Genomic DNA, 15,579 nt, shown 5'->3' on the forward strand with positions numbered 1-15,579 from the left:
TTGAACTTTTGACCCTTACTGGAGATCCCTGCATGAGTACTTCCACCAAGGCCGTCAAGACATCCAACGAGGTGCCTATGCAAGCGCCCTCACGCGATATCTGGGACTCCAAGTATCGCCTCAAGGATCGTCATGGACGCCCCGTCGACAAGGACGTGGCGGCGACCTGGGACCGCGTTGCGCGCGCCCTGGCCGCGGTGGAAGGCGACAAGGCCGATGAGTGGCTGCCCAAGTTCCGCTGGGCGCTGGAGAACGGTGCCATCCCCGCCGGGCGCATCATGTCCAACGCCGGTGCCGAGGACTACAAGCCGGCGGTGAGCCTGATCAACTGCACCGTCTCGCGCACCATCCGCGACTCCATGCACGACATCCTCTCTTCGGTGGTGGACGCCGGCATGACGCTCAAGGCGGGTTGCGGCATCGGCTACGAGTTCTCCACCCTGCGCCACAAGGGGGCCTTCGTTTTCGGTGCCGGCGCCGGCACCAACGGCCCGCTGGCGTTCATGGATATCTACGACAAGATGTGCTTCACGGTGGCCTCGGCGGGTGGTCGCCGCGGCGCCCAGATGGGCACCTTCGACGTCGGCCACCCCGACGTGAAGAGCTTCATCGAGGCCAAGCGCGAGGCCGGGCGCTTGCGTCAGTTCAACCTCTCGCTGCTGATCACCGACGAGTTCGTGGAAGCGGTGAAGAACGATGCCGACTGGCCCTTGGCCTTCCCGCTGCATGCCGGTGAGAAGGAGGACGTCAAGCCCGAGGATTTGATCTACCGCGACTGGCCGGTGATCGAAGAGGGCTACACCGTCGATGCCGAGGGCCGTGTGGCCTGCCGTGTCGTCGAGGTGATCAAGGCGCGCGAACTGTGGGACACCATCATGCGTTCCACCTACGACTTCGCCGAGCCGGGCTTCATCCTGATCGACCAGGTCAACCGCATGAACAACAACTGGTTCTGCGAGGAGATCCGCGCCACCAACCCCTGCGGCGAGCAGCCCCTTCCGCCGGAGGGCGCCTGCCTGCTCGGTTCGGTCAACCTGACCCGCTTCGTCATCGACCCCTTCGGCAAGAAGCCGCGCTTCGATTGGGAGCGCTACCGCCAAGTGGTGGCGATCTTCACCCGCATGCTCGACAACGTGGTCGAGATCAGCGGTCTGCCGCTCGAGGGCCAGCGCCGCGAAATCGAAGCCAAGCGCCGTCACGGCATGGGTTTCCTCGGCCTCGGTTCGACCCTGACCATGCTCAAGATCCCCTACGGCTCGCCCGAGTCGCTGGCCTTCACCGAGGAAGTGAGCCGCAACCTGGCGCTCGAGGGCTGGAAGCAGGCGCTGGAGCTCTCCCGCGAGAAGGGCATGGCGCCGATACTCGCCGAGGACTTCGAGATCACGCCGAAGATGATGCGCGAGCGCCCTGAGCTGGCGAAGGACGGCTACGAGATCGGCGACAAGGTGCCGGGGCGCATCCTGCACGCGCGCTACAGCCGCTACATGCAGAAGGTCGCCGAGGTCGAGCCGGAGCTGGTCGCGGCACTCGCCGAACACGGTGCGCGCTTTACCCACCACAGCTCCATCGCGCCGACCGGCACCATCTCGCTGTCGCTGGGCAACAATGCCTCCAACGGCATCGAGCCGTCGTTCTCGCATCGCTACTTCCGCAATGTGATCCAGTCGGGCAAGAAGACCAAGGAGCAGGTGGAAGTGGTCTCCTTCGAGCTCGCCGCCTACCGCCACTTCATCGCCAGCGACGCAGTGGAGAGTGACCTGCCGGATTACTTCATCACCGCCGACGCGGTCAGCCCCAAGCAGCACGTGGCGGTACAGGCGGCGGCCCAGGTGTGGGTCGACTCGGCGATCTCCAAGACGGTCAACGTGCCCACCGAGTTCCCCTTCGAGCAGTTCAAGGATCTCTACCTGGACGCCTACGAGAGCAAGCTCAAGGGCTGCACCACCTTCCGCTTCAACCCCGAGGCGTTCCAGGGCGTGCTGGTGCGCGAGGACGATCTCAAGAACACCACCTACGTGTTCGAGCTGGAGAACGGCGAGACGCTGGAACTCAAGGGCGACGAGAAGGTGGTCTACGACGGCGAGGAGCACAACGCGGCCAATCTCTATGATGCGCTGAAGGAAGGCACCTATGGCAAATGGTAAGCCCATGCCCTTGCAACTGCCGGTAGCGAGGGGCGCCGGGGTCAGGCTGAAGAGGAGGTCCTTCGCCATGGATGGCGAAGGTAGCGCCCAGGGATGGGTTTACAGCGCCTCCTCGCAGGCCTGTCGACGGATCAGCCCCGAGCCGCTGTGTGCCGTTCAACCTTTTTCTGCAGGAGCCCCGTGATGGCCGTCGAAATCAAGTCCAAGATCGTTTCCTACAGCGTCAAGAAGGCGGTGGAAGCGCCGCCGCTGGCTGACGAGAACCCGCTCACGGTACGCATCCCCTCGCGCCCGGAGGGCACCCTGGAAGCTGTCTCCGAGAAGATCTCCTACGTCGGCGCCGAGGGCCGCAAGAAGGTCTACCTGCTGGTCTCCTTCATGCCGGTGGAAGGCGTGCTCGACGGCAAGCGGGTGGTGATCGAGCGCCCGGTGGAGTTCTTCTTCCCCTCCGGCCAGCTCTCCAGCGAGCACCAGTGGATCACCGCCACCATGCGCAGCCTGTCGTTGGCCGCCCGCGGCGGCTACGTCACCCAGGCGGTGGCCGACCTGCGCAAGGTGGCCTGGGACAAGGGCCTGGTGCGCTGCGGCATGAACCGCTGGGGCAAGCCGATGTTCCACGACTCCGAAGTGGCCGCCATCGCCTGGTCGATCCAGCAGATCCTCTACCGGCGCGGCTTCCTCGACCAGGACGGCAACCAGGTGCCGGTGGAGGAGCTGGTGCGCCGCTACGCCCACCGCCTGACCCACGGCCATCCCTGGCAGCCGCCCACCCCCGAGGAGGAGGCCCAGGCCGAGCAGCAGGCCAAGGCTCACGCTTCCGAAGAGAAAGGCGATGGGCCCACGGTAGTAGGGCACTGCCCGGAGTGCCGCGGTGAGCTGATCATGATGGATGGTTGCCCGACGTGCTATGCGGGTTGCGGCTGGTCCAAGTGTGGCTAAGAAAGCACTGTACAGCTGGCTGCGCTCGGCCATACAACACCACACAACGAAGCCGGGCATTGCCCGGCTTCGTTGTGTCTGGACGTCACGCGGCGACGATTCTGGGCCCGCCGCTCTCCGGTAACGGTGCCATGTCGCCGTCGGTGATCACCACGTCGAAGTCGTCCAGCTTGGCGAAGTAGGCGGGGCGTACCTGGCCGAGCTTGCTCTCGTCGACCACCAGCAGGCGCTGCTCGGCGTGGGCAATGGCGGCCTGCTTGGGGGCGACCTCGTGGAAGTGGAAGCAGCTCACGCCACGCTCGGTGTGCACCCCGGCGGCCGAAATGAAGGCGCGGTTGATGCCCAGGCGCTTGATCGCCGCACTCATGTCGTCGCTACCGAAGGATTGCGAACTGGCATGAAAGAGACCACCGAGAAGTACCAGGCGCACCTCAGGGAGCAGGCTGACTGCGTTGGCCACGTTGAGCGCATAGGTCACCACGGTTAGGCGCTCGCGGGTGGTGAGCTGACCCACCAGGGGGAGCAGCGTGGTACCGCAGTCGATGAACAGGGTATCGCCATCGGCGATGAAGCCGACGGCGCGAGCGCAAAGCCGGCGCTTGGCCAGGGCATGGCTGTCTTGCTGTACGTCGAGGTCGTAGGCTGGCACATAGTGCGGATGACTGGCCATCACCAGACGCCCACCCAGCAAGGTCATGGCTCCGTCACTCGCGGCCAGGTCGCGACGAATGGTCATTTCCGAGACACCGCAGAGGCGGGCGGCCTCGCGAAGATGGAGGGTACCGCTGACGGCGAGCGCCTGCTGGAGACGGGCCAGGCGCATGGCGCTGCGGTCATTCATTCGCTGCTCCCACCTTGTCACTGATGCGAAGGTTGCTTTGGTCGACCTATGCTGAGCCAAGCGATGACGTTTTTCCACTCCCGCGAGCCGGGCGCTATGCTTGTGCTGCAGGGCTCCCCGTGCCCGTTCATGAGTGTACTACGTCGATGATTCGCTCCATCCTGGTCGTCTGCCGAGGCAACATCTGTCGCAGCCCCGTGGCCGCAGCGATGCTCCAGCAGCGCTTGCCCCACTGTCGTGTGAGTTCGGCCGGGCTGACCGCACTGGTCGGCCAGGGCGTCGAGCCCAGTGCGCGTGCGCTGGCCGAGGCTGCTGGACTCGACGTATCCCATCATCGGGCCCGGCAGCTCGATGCCCGCTACCTGACGCAAGCTGACCTGGTCCTGGTCATGAGCGACGAGCAACGGCGCCTGATCGCCGAGCGCTGGCCACAGGCAGTCGGCAAGATCATGCGCCTGGGCCACTGGCTGGAACACGGTCGGGGCTGCGACATCCCCGATCCTTATCGGCGTTCTCCGGAAGCGTTCCAATGGACGCACCAGTTGCTCGATTCGGCCAGCAGGGAATGGGCCCATCGACTGTAAGCTACCGAAGTCCTATCCAAGGCTGATATCCAACCTTTTGTTGCACTTCCGTAATTCGAGCTTTCGCTTCGGCGAGGGGCAATTACGCCTAATTTCCCTACCTGATTTTTCCCATACTCCCTGGCCGATTTTCGCTGCTTTTCGTGGGCGCCTGTTTTTCGCCGATTTTCAGCACGAGGCTGAGCCCAAAATCATCTGGTGACGCCGAAACGCCAATGTAACCTAAATGTATCTTCGGCTTCATCATAACGTCACGGTTGATGTATCCGCGATGTTACTAAATGTAATTAACGATCCGAAACGATGAAGCCGGATAAGAAAAAAGAGACGGCTCACGGATGACATGACAGAGCATCCGGGGCGGTAGCGTGCTTTTGGGATCCCGTGGGGGGTGGAACAATGACAACGTTAGTTGAAGACAACAAAGCGACCTGGACCTTCGCAAAGTCGAAAGGTCGGCCCCGGCTGGCAACAACAGCACGGCTGAGCGTTTCCCTAGCCCTGCTGCTCGTATTGCTCGTGTCGGCTGGGTGCGCCTTTGCTCCAGGGGGGCATATCGATGAGAGCCGGCTCGACGAGTCGCTCGACTCCCGCGTCGACATCGAGCCGATCACGCCGGAGCTGGTGATGGGTATGCAAACGGTCGAGCCTGCCTCGCGCCCGCTGCCCCCGGAGCTTCAGCGCGAAATCCAGCAGTACGAATATCGCCTCGGCCCGGGCGATGTGGTCAGCGTCATCGTCTACGACCATCCCGAACTCACCATTCCCGGGGGAAGCGAGCGCTCGGCGGCGGAAACCGGCAACCGGGTGCGGCCTGACGGCACCATGTTCTATCCCTACGTGGGGCGGGTGCAGGTGGCCGGCATGACGCTGGAAGAGCTGCGTGGCCTGCTCACCCAGCGGCTCTCACAGGTGATTACCGACCCTCAGGTGGAAGTGGGCATCGCTGCCTTCCGCTCGCAGAAGGTCTACGTCAGCGGCGCTGTGGAGCGGCCGGGCGCCCAGCCGCTCACCATCGTGCCGTTGACCGTGCTCGACGCCCTCAGCGAGGCCGGCGGGGCACGTAACAATGCCGACTGGCACAACGTCATTCTGACCCGGGATGGACGCGAGGAGCGTCTCTCTCTCTTCGCCATGCTGCAACAGGGCGACCTGACGCAGAACCGGCTGTTGCGCGACGGCGACCTGCTGCACGTGCCCACTTCCGAGAACCAGAACGTGGTCGTGCTCGGCCAGGTACTGAGGCCCGGTGCCATCGCTCTGGGCAACGAACGCCTGTCGCTGACCGACGCCCTGGCTCGCGCCGGCGGCGTCAACGAGAGCCGTGCACAGCCCTCCGGCATCTTCGTCGTGCGTGGCAACCCGCCGGAGAGCGAGAAGCTGGCAACGGTGTATCAGCTGGACATCAGCGATGCGACTCGCCTGATGCTGGGCACGCGCTTCCCGCTCAACCCCCAGGATGTGGTCTATGTCACTTCCGCTCCGCTGGCGCGCTGGAACAACGTGATCTCGTTGCTGCTGCCTTCGGTCACGCTGCCGGGTGATGCCGCCAGGTCCGCCGACAGGGTGGGTAACCTTTGAGAGATAGCGGGGCTCATCTACGCTGAAGAGGTCTTGGCTATGACCATATTTCCCAACCCACCTTCTTCCGCCCCGACGCCTGCCGAGAACGAGGATATCAGCCTGAGGAAGCTGCTCGACATGCTCGTCGAGAAGAAATTCCTCATCGCTGGCATCACCGTTCTCTTCATGCTGGCGGGTTATTTCTACTCCAGTTCCCAGCCTCGCATCTACCAATCCGATGCGCTGGTCCAGATCGAGAACCGGGGGGCCATGCTGGGCCTGCTGGAGACCTTGGCCGTAGGCGATCAGGTCACCAACCCAACCACGGCCGAGCTGGAGATACTCAAGTCGCGCATGGTCATCGGGGCGACCGTGGACCGCCTTGACCTGGCGATCGACATCGCACCGCGGCGGCTACCCTGGGTAGGGGATTTCCTGGTCCATCATGGCCTCCAACATGTCTGGTTCGAGCGCCTGGTGCCGAATTTCCTGATCGGCTGGCTGCCCGGCCCGGACGGTGTCGAAGGCTCTCCCTTCGTATGGGCGGGGGAGACGTTGCGCGTCGCGCGCTTCGAGGTGCCGTCGGAGCGAGAGGGCATGGAACACACGCTGCGGGTGATCGGGGAAGGAAGCTATGAGCTGTTCCGGGAGGGAGAGCTTGTGCTGGCCGGTCGAGTCGGAGAAACCGTCAGCAGCGATACGGGGTACCGCCTCTTCGTCAGCCAGCTCGATGCTCACGTCGGCGCCGAGTTCGGGCTCAGACGCGCGTCGCGGCTCAAGACAATAGGCCGGCTCCAGGGGCGTTTCACCATCCTGCCCCAGGGCAAGGACTCGGGGGTCTACAAGTTGCTGCTGAACGGCACCGATCCCGAGCTGACCCAGCAGACCCTGGATACCCTCACCGGGGTGTTCCTGACCCAGAACGTTCAGCGGCAGTCGGAGGAGGCCGAAAAGCAGCTGGCCTTTCTCGACGAACAGATTCCCCAGGTCAACGAGCAGCTGACCGAAGCCGAGAACCGGCTCAACGAGTATCGTGCCCAGCGCGACTCGGTCGACCTGACCTTCGAGACGCAGAACCTGCTCAACCGCCTGGTGGAGGTGGAGAACCAACTCACCGAGCTGGCCCTGGCCGAGGCGGACCTGGCCCAGCGCTTCCGCCCGACCCATCCCAACTACCAGTCGCTGCTGCGCCAGCGTGCGCAACTGCAGGCCGAACAGGAGCGCATCAATGGCCTGGTGGGCGACCTGCCCGAAACCCAGCAGGAGGTGCTGCGGCTGACCCGCGACACCCAGGTCAACCAGCAGGTCTATGTGCAGTTGCTCAACCAGCGTCAGGAGATGCGCCTGCTCAAGGCCGGCACCGTGGGCAACGTGCGCATTCTCGATGACGCCGTGATGCAGAGCGGCACGATTGCGCCGCGGATTGCCTTGATCACGCTGGTCAGTGGCATGATCGGGGCGCTGTTGGCGGCGCTGGGAGTCATCCTGCGCTTGCTGCTCAGCCGGGCGATCAAGAGCCCCGACCAGCTCGAGGAGATCGGCCTGCCGGTCTATGCCACCTTGCCCGACTCGGCGGAGCAGACCAAGTTGACGCGGCGCGTCCGCCCTGCCGGCCTCAAGGCGACCCAGGAGGTCTTCCGCGGCCTATTGGCCCTGGAGCAGCCCGAGGAGGTTGCCGTCGAGGCCCTGCGCAGCCTGCGCACCAGCCTCTACTTCGCCATGCTGGAAGCGGGCAATAATCGGCTGATGATCGCTGGGGCCGGGCCCGGGGTCGGCAAGAGCTTCATTGCCGCCAACCTGGCCGCAGTCTGTGCCCAGGCCGGGCAACAGGTGCTGCTGATCGACGCCGACATGCGGCGTGGCTGCCTCCACCATGCGTTCCGTGACAAGGGCGTGCCGGGACTGTCGGAGCTGCTCGCCCAGCGTATCGAGCTCGACGAGGCAATCCGTGAGAGCGAGATAGAGGGGCTGCACTACGTGTCGCGTGGCACGCGCCCGCCCAATCCCTCGGAGCTGCTGATGCAGCGCAGCTTCCATGGCTTCCTGCAGTCGGTCAGTGCGCGCTACGACCTGGTGATCATCGACACCCCGCCGGTGCTGGCAGTCACCGATGCCGCCGTGGTCGGCAAGCTGGCCGCCACCAGCCTGATGGTGGTGCGCTTCGGCGTCAATCCGCCGGCCGAGATCAAGGCCGCCAAGCGGCGCCTGGAGAGCGGCGGGGTGCGGCTCAAGGGCGCCATACTCAATGGCCTGGAGCGTTCGACGAGCAGCCATTACGGTCATTACGGCAATTATCTCTACGCCTACCGGTGACAAGATATGTTGCGACAGCTTCGCGAACTCTACTCGCTGTTGGCGCCACGTCAGCGGCGCCGCCTGCTTCGATTGCAGGGGTTGATCGTCCTGATGGCCTTTGCCGAGGTGATCGGTGTCATCTCCATCGGGCCGTTCATGGCCCTGGTCGGGGACATGAGCCGCTTGCAGGGCGAGGGGTGGCTGGGTCAGGCCTACCGCTTAAGCGGTGCCGACAGTCCGCAGCACTTCCTCTCCCTGATGGGGTTGGGGGTGCTGCTCGTGCTGCTGGTGGCCGCGCTGTTCTCGATGTACACCACCTGGCGGCTGTCGCTCTACGGTGCCCAGGTGGGCGCCGAGCTCTCCAGCCGCCTTTATCGCTATTACCTGCATCAGCCTTGGCTGTTTCATGCCAGCGGCAGCAGCAGCCGGCTGATCAACCGTGTCGCCCAGGAGACCCAGCGGGTCACCACCAAGATCCTGCAACCCTGCATGCAGCTCAATGCCAAGCTGGTCCTGGTGACCTGCATGTCGCTGACGATCCTGGTCTACAACCCGGTCGTGGCGCTCGGCGGCATTACCATCTTCCTCGCCGCCTACCTGCTGCTGTACAAGACGGTGCGTCGTTTCCTGATCAACAACGGCCGGCGCGTGTCACGCTCCCAGGCCAAGCGCTTCAAGCTGATGACCGAAGGGTTTGGGGGCATCAAGGATCTTCTGCTGCTACGCCGCCAGGCGACTTTCACCACCCAGTTCGAGCGCGCCAGCCAGCAGGTGGCGCGTGGCATGGGCGTGACCCAGGGGCTCTCCGATGCGCCGCGCTACGCGATCGAGCTGGTGGCCTTCGGCTCGGTGATCCTGCTGGTGCTCTACTTGCTGAACGTGCATCAGGGCAATTTGGGCACGATCTTGCCGGCACTGTCGATCTACGCCCTGGCGGGCTTCAAGATGTTGCCGGCCTATCAGAAGATCTACGCTTCCGTCTCCAACATTCGCAGCCACCTGGCCGCCTTCGAGGCGGTCCACGACGACTTGGTCGCGAGTCGTGGCTATGCCTCAGAAATGGCACCGGGGAGCGCTTTCCATCCTCTGCCCCTGCACGACGGCATACGGCTGGATCACGTGCACTTCCACTACCCGGGCAAGCGCGAGGCGGCGCTCAACGGCCTGAGCCTGAGCATCCCCGCGGGCAGCCGAGTGGGCTTGGTCGGCGAATCCGGTTCAGGAAAATCGACCGTGGTGGACCTTCTGCTTGGGTTGATTCAACCGCAGAAGGGGACGTTATTAGTGGATGATGTCACGTTGACCGAGGCAAACCTGGCGCGCTGGCAGGCCGGCGTCGGCTTCGTACCCCAGCATATCTTCCTGGCCGATGCCTCGATCCTGGAAAACGTTGCCTTCGGGGTGCCGCGCAGCGAGATCGATGTCGCCCTGGTGGAGAAGGCTGTGAGCATGGCGCAGCTCGACGCCATGGTCGCCTCGATGCCCGATGGACTCGACACTCGCGTCGGCGAGCGCGGCGTACAGCTCTCCGGCGGCCAGCGACAGCGCATCGGTATTGCCCGGGCGTTCTACCGCCAAGCGCAGGTGCTGGTGCTCGACGAGGCGACCAGTGCGCTGGATGGCATCACCGAACAGCGGGTCATGAGCGATATCGAGGTGAGCGCCGGCCACTGCACCCTGATCATGGTCGCCCACCGCCTGTCCACGGTGCGCGACTGCGACGTCATCTACATGATCGACAAGGGGTGCGTCGTGGACAGCGGCACCTACGCCGAGCTGGCCGAGCGAAACCATGCCTTCCGCATGATGGCCAATCTCTAGCGAGGGGGAGCCAAGCCATGAACCAGATCGCCGCCGCGCTGCTCTTCTTCGGCTTGAGCCTGTCGAGCCTCTACGTCTTCTCCAGCGGCCTGCCCCAGCCGGCAGACTTCGTGTTGCTCTGTTTCGCCGGCCTGATGGCGCTGTTGGCCCTGGGCGATGAGCGGCATCCGGTCCCGCCCTTCGCCTTCTGCTGGGCCCTACTGCTGCTGTGGGTACTGCTGGTCAGCCTTGGCTGGGCGTGGGTGATGCAAAGCAGCGCCTTCTTCATCTACCCGCTCTTCTTCCTGTTCAACTTCCTGGTGGGCATGGCGCTGTTGCGTTTCCTGCGGGTGTTCGGCGAGGCCGGCCGGGGGCTGGTGCGCAACGCGCTCTCCATCGCCTTGCTGATTGCCGCCATGGAGGTGGTCTACCAGCTCGGCACAGGGGTCGGCCGGGCCACCGGCAGCTTCAACAACCCCAACCAGCTGGCCTTCTTCTCGCTCTGCGCCATGCTGTTGCTGATGCTGCTCGATGACTTCCGCCCACCGTTACGGCCGCTGATGCTGGCCGGCCTTGCGGCGGCGGTGGTCAATCTGTTGGCGGCTTCGTCGCTGGGGGCGATGGGCGGGGCGGTGCTGGTCGGGCTCGGCTGGGCCGTTGCCAATGCCGGGCAGTTGCGCCACTTCGCACGACTGAGCCTGCTCGTGCCCCTGATCCTCGTGGCGGTGCTGGTGGCGAACCTGCACTCGGAGGGGCAGGTACAGCGTAACCTGCAGGCCCGACTGGATCGGGCCTCGACGAAGGTCGAGAACATGGTCGAGGAGCGCCGCTTCGATCGCCTCACCCACTTCCCCGAATATGCCATCCTCGGCGCGGCGGAGGGCGAGCGCCAGCGCTTCGCACCCTATGACGGCAACGAGATCCACTCCTCCTTCGTCGGCATGCTGTTCGCCTACGGCATCCCGGGGCTCGGCCTGCTGCTTGCCATCCTCTTCATGGCGCTGCGCCGTGCACCGTTCTACGCCTGGATGGGGATGGCGGGGCCGCTGGTCTACTCGCTCAGCCACAACGGCCTGCGCACGACCCTGTTCTGGTTGGTGCTGGCGGTCTGTTGGCACTGCTATCGACACGGCCGCGAGGGGCGGCCTTCCCTTGGCACGGCGGCGGTTCCCATGACGCCGGTGAAGGAGCGTTGACGCATGGCTTGGTGTCTGGGCCGGAGGGGGTGGCGTGGCGTGGCCGGTGCGCTGCTCGGACTCGCCCTGGGACAGTCGCCGCTGGCGGCCGAGACGCCGGTGGTACGCGTCCAGGGCGAAACCGTCGCGGTTGCCAGCCGCGGCGACGCCGCCGACGACCCGGCGATCTGGCGCCACCCCACGGCGCCCGAGCGCAGCCGTATCCTCGGCACCGACAAGCAGCGCGGCCTGGAGGTCTATGACCTGCAGGGGGCAAGGGTGCAGTCCCTGCCGGTGGGCAAGCTCAACAACGTCGATCTGCGCCAGGGCGTGTCTCTCGACCAGCGGCGCATGGATGTTGCCGTGGCGACCCATCGCGAAGATGGCCGTCTGGCGGTGTTCGAGATCGACGAGGAGGGAAGCGTGAGCCTGATGGGCCTGGTGCCCACTGGCCTGGAGGAGAACTACGGCCTCTGCCTCTATCGCCACGGCGACGAATTGCACGTCTTCACCAATGCCAAGGAGGGGCACTATCTTCAGCATCGCCTGGAGATCGTCCAGGGCGAGCCGCACCTCGAACTGCTGCGCTACTTTCGGCTGGGGTCCCAGCCCGAGGGCTGCGTCGCCGACGACGCCCGCTCGCTGCTGTTCGTCGGCGAGGAGAGGGTCGGTGTCTGGGTCATGCCGGCATCGCCGGAAGCCGCTACCTGCCGCGAGCTGGTGATCGAGGCGAGAGCCCCCCTGAAGCCCGATATCGAAGGGCTCGCCCTGTACGGCGACCAGTACCTGATCGTTTCCAGTCAGGGCAATGACAGCTTCGCCGTGCTCGAGGCTTCTCCTCCCTACGTTCTGCTGGGGATCTTCCGTATCGAAGGGCACCCGGAGAGCGGCGCCGACAGCGTCGTCGAGACCGATGGGATCGAGGTCAGTTCGCAAGGCTTCGGCAGACGATTCGCCACGGGACTGATGGTGGTGCATAGCGGCTCGAACGCCGCGCAGAACCAGAACTACAAGTACCTCGACTGGGCGCAGGTGGCGGCCGCCCTAGACCTTCCCGGCCGAGAGTGACCGGGGCCTGCCATTCAAGGGAGGAGCCCATGCAGATCCCCTTGCAGCCATTGCTGATGTTGCCTCGCAGCGTCAAGCGACGCGTGCTGGTGCTGGTCGATGCCACGCTGGTCGTGGCCAGCTTGATGCTGGCCTGCGCCCTGCACTGGGAGAGCCTGGCACCGTTCGTCGCCCCCGGGCTGTGGCAGACAAGCATCGTCGTCGCCCTGGTCAGCCTGGTGCTGTTCCACTGGCTGGGGCTCTACCGGGTGGTGATTCGCTATATGAGCCATACCACCGTGGCGACCGTGGGTATGGCGGTCCTGCTCTCTTCCCTGGTGGCGAAGGCGGTCAGCCAGTGGCTGGGGGTGACGCTGTCGCTGCCCGTGGTGCTGATCTACGGCCTGCTACTGCTGCTGGGGCTGGGCGGCGTGAGGTTCCTGCTGCGCGAGCTCTATCTGTTGAGCCAGCGACTCAAGCGCCGCCCGGTGGTGATCTATGGTGCCGGCGCGGCGGGGTGCGAGCTGGTGGCCGCGCTGCGGCATGGCAGCGAGTACGAGCCGGTGGCCTTCGTCGACGACTGGCGCGGTCTCGATGGTGCCCTGGTCGAAGGGCTGCGTGTCCACCAGCCGGTGAGGCTGGCGGCGCTGGTGGAGGAGTATCGGGCGGCAATGGTGCTGCTGGCCATTCCCAGTGCCCCGCGCTGCCGGCGACGCGAGATCCTGCAGCGTCTCTCCGCACTGTCGGTGCCGGTCAAGACCATTCCCGGCAGTGCCGACGTGATCGCCGGACGGGCCCGCATCAGTGAGCTGCGCGACGTGGCGCTGGAGGACCTGCTGGGGCGTGAGCCGGTGCCACCGTTCCCCGACCTGCTCGCGGCCAACATCGAGGGCAAGACGGTGATGGTGACCGGGGCAGGCGGGTCGATCGGCAGCGAGCTGTGTCGCCAGATCATCGCCCAACGGCCGGTCGCCGTTCTGCTGGTCGACAGCTGCGAGTACGCGCTCTATGCCATAGAGCACGAGCTGTCGCAGCACCCTGCCGTCGGTGACGAGGGTATCCGGGTTCAGCCGTTCCTGGTCTCGATCCAGCAACCCGATGCCCTGCGTGCGATCTTCACCGCCTTTCGAGTGGATACCGTCTACCATGCGGCCGCCTACAAGCACGTGCCGCTGGTGGAGTGCAATCTGGTCGAGGGGCTGCGCAACAACGTCTTCGGCACCCTGACCCTGGCTCGGGCGGCGCTCAAGGCGGGTGTCGAATCCTTCGTGCTGATCTCCACCGACAAGGCGGTCCGGCCGACCAACGTGATGGGTGCCTCCAAACGATTGACGGAGCTGATCTGTCAGGCCTTTGCCCAGCAGCAGAGCCGGACCTGCTTCAGCATGGTGCGCTTCGGTAACGTGTTGGGCTCCAGCGGCTCGGTCGTTCCCCTGTTTCGCCAGCAGATCGAACGGGGCGGCCCGGTGGCGGTGACGCATCCGGACATCACCCGCTACTTCATGACCATTCCCGAGGCCGCCCAACTGGTGATCCAGGCAGGTGCCATGGCTACCGGTGGGGAGGTGTTCGTGCTCGACATGGGCGAGCCGGTGCGTATCCGCGACCTGGCGGTCAACATGATTCGCCTCTCGGGACTCGAGGTGCGGGACGAAGCTCACCCCGACGGCGACATCGAAATCGTCTATACCGGGCTGCGTCCCGGCGAGAAGCTCTTCGAGGAGCTGCTCATAGGCGGTGTGGTGAAGGAAACGCGCCATCACCGGATCATGACGTCGCATGAGATGTTTTGGGAATGGCCGCGGCTCGAGGCTTACCTGCAGGAGCTGCAGCAGGCCCTTGCCGCCATCGACTACCCCCGGCTGCGGCAACTGCTGCTAGTGGCGCCGCTGGACTACTGCCCCGAGGGTGGCTCGACACCACGCTGGGAGGAGGTGATGCGTGCGGTATCGTGACAGTGAGACCGGGTGGGCCGGCCCCGCCGGCTTTGTCGATCGGATATCGGACGTCCGCGCGTCGGTGCCGGGGCTGGCGGCATTCGTGGTGCACGAGAGCGGTCTGGGCGACTTGGCGGCCTACCGTGACATCCTTGCACAGCTCGGCTTCGACGTGCTGCACGAGTCGTCACTCGATGCACGATGCCGAAGCGTGATGGCCGAGCGCCTGCAGCGTGCCCACCCGGACGGCGCCGATGGCCTCGGTGCCGACCCGCCGCGGCGCCTGCTGGCGGTGCACGATGTCTATCCCGACCGGCGGTCTCGCCCCCGCGGCGACGCGGCCGGGGCGAGCGACAATGCACGCGTTCTTCGCGCCCAGTGGAAGATGCGTCTTCACACCCATCGTGCTGGCAGCGACGGTGGTGTCGCGGTGAGCGCCTCGGCCGACGCCGATCAGGCCGTTGCCTGGCTGAGTCTGCTGGCGCCGGTGCGGGTCGAGTCGGTGCTCGAGCTGGCTCGTCGGCGCAACGACGCCTTTCGCACCCCCTATCCGGTGCTCGCCGACCTGAGCAAGCACGCATGCCGGGCCAAGGTCGAGCTGATCGACTTTCACGGGCGGCGTGCCATCTGCAAGACCTTTCGCCCGGGCAGGGAGCGGTTCCTGGCACGCGAGGTCAAGGCGCGGGAACTCGGCGCCTCCCTGCCTGAGGTGTCGCGTCTGCTGGAGGTCGGACCGTGTCACCTGGTCGTCGAGTGGTATGCCGACAGCCTGCCGCGAATTCTCGCGCCCCGGCCGTTCTTCTTTCGTCATGGCTTGCTGCCCCTGTGGGTCATCGAACGGCTGCGGGCGGTGATCCTGCACTATCGCCGGCTTGGCTACGAGTGCATCGATCTCAGCCCGTGCAACTTGCTCTACGACCCCTACCAGGGGCTGAGGATCATCGACTTCGAGTTTCTCCAGCCGGGACCGGAAGTGGCCGATACGCTCGAGGGCAACTACGCCTGGTATCCGGTACCGCGAGACTTTTCCGGCGACGTACCGCCCCGTGCCCGGCGCCGGCCCTACTGGGATCGTTGGTTCTTCTATACCGGACTGCCGCGGCGCATGTGCCTGTATGAACTGCCGCGCCCGCTGCTCACGCTGACGCGCTCGCTGGCGCTGGTGCCGCTGACGCTGGCGGGGCTGCAGCGGGTCGGCTGGAACGCCGTGCGTCGACTCGGACGGGGGTTGTGAGCGGGCGCCAGGGTAACCAC

Annotated in this window: 11 protein-coding genes; 10 read left to right on the top strand and 1 reads right to left on the bottom strand. The window is 65.2% G+C overall.

The window, feature by feature from the left end:
* Positions 1–32: 32 nt before the first annotated feature.
* Positions 33–2,144 carry an adenosylcobalamin-dependent ribonucleoside-diphosphate reductase gene (locus tag HNO53_RS00730; protein WP_209475365.1) on the top strand — a complete coding sequence of 704 codons (2,112 nt, stop codon included), beginning with the start codon at positions 33–35 and terminating at the stop codon, positions 2,142–2,144.
* A 183-nt stretch (positions 2,145–2,327) separates the two neighbouring features.
* Entirely contained in the window at positions 2,328–3,083 is a 756-nt protein-coding gene (locus tag HNO53_RS00735; protein WP_209475367.1) for a ribonucleoside-diphosphate reductase, read from the top strand.
* A gap of 85 nt (positions 3,084–3,168) precedes the next feature.
* On the opposite strand, the gene HNO53_RS00740 is transcribed toward HNO53_RS00735, so the two are convergent.
* A complete protein-coding gene (locus HNO53_RS00740; RefSeq protein WP_209475369.1) occupies positions 3,169–3,924 on the bottom strand; it encodes a DeoR/GlpR family DNA-binding transcription regulator in 756 nt (251 codons plus the stop codon).
* A 146-nt stretch (positions 3,925–4,070) separates the two neighbouring features.
* On the opposite strand from HNO53_RS00740, the gene HNO53_RS00745 reads away from it, so the two are divergent.
* The 8 genes from HNO53_RS00745 to HNO53_RS00780 all read left to right on the top strand — a co-directional run bounded on the left by HNO53_RS00745 (position 4,071) and on the right by HNO53_RS00780 (position 15,559).
* Positions 4,071–4,508, top strand: a complete 438-nt coding sequence (locus HNO53_RS00745; protein WP_209475371.1) for a low molecular weight protein-tyrosine-phosphatase — start codon at positions 4,071–4,073, stop codon at positions 4,506–4,508.
* 465 nt (positions 4,509–4,973) lie between these two features.
* Positions 4,974–6,089 carry a polysaccharide export protein gene (locus HNO53_RS00750; RefSeq protein WP_476695657.1) on the top strand — a complete coding sequence of 372 codons (1,116 nt, stop codon included), beginning with the start codon at positions 4,974–4,976 and terminating at the stop codon, positions 6,087–6,089.
* Between the two features lie 39 nt (positions 6,090–6,128).
* Positions 6,129–8,384, top strand: coding sequence for a polysaccharide biosynthesis tyrosine autokinase (locus tag HNO53_RS00755; protein WP_209475374.1), 2,256 nt, complete (start codon positions 6,129–6,131; stop codon positions 8,382–8,384).
* Positions 8,385–8,390: 6 nt separating this feature from the next.
* Positions 8,391–10,187: an ABC transporter ATP-binding protein gene (locus tag HNO53_RS00760; protein ID WP_209475376.1), complete on the top strand. Its 1,797-nt coding sequence runs from the start codon at positions 8,391–8,393 to the stop codon at positions 10,185–10,187.
* Between the two features lie 17 nt (positions 10,188–10,204).
* A complete protein-coding gene (locus HNO53_RS00765) occupies positions 10,205–11,362 on the top strand; it encodes a hypothetical protein (RefSeq protein WP_209475378.1) in 1,158 nt (385 codons plus the stop codon).
* Between the two features lie 3 nt (positions 11,363–11,365).
* Positions 11,366–12,409 (top strand): phytase, encoded by a 1,044-nt coding sequence (locus tag HNO53_RS00770; protein WP_209475380.1) that lies wholly within the window; start codon positions 11,366–11,368, stop codon positions 12,407–12,409.
* 29 nt (positions 12,410–12,438) lie between these two features.
* Complete coding sequence (locus HNO53_RS00775; RefSeq protein ID WP_209475383.1) at positions 12,439–14,343, top strand: polysaccharide biosynthesis protein; 1,905 nt, start codon at positions 12,439–12,441, stop codon at positions 14,341–14,343.
* A complete protein-coding gene (locus tag HNO53_RS00780) occupies positions 14,330–15,559 on the top strand; it encodes a hypothetical protein (protein WP_209475385.1) in 1,230 nt (409 codons plus the stop codon). Before HNO53_RS00775 ends, HNO53_RS00780 begins: the two co-directional genes overlap by 14 nt.
* Positions 15,560–15,579 lie beyond the last annotated feature (20 nt).

The organism is Billgrantia antri, from assembly GCF_017868935.1.
Taxonomy (GTDB): domain Bacteria; phylum Pseudomonadota; class Gammaproteobacteria; order Pseudomonadales; family Halomonadaceae; genus Halomonas; species Halomonas antri.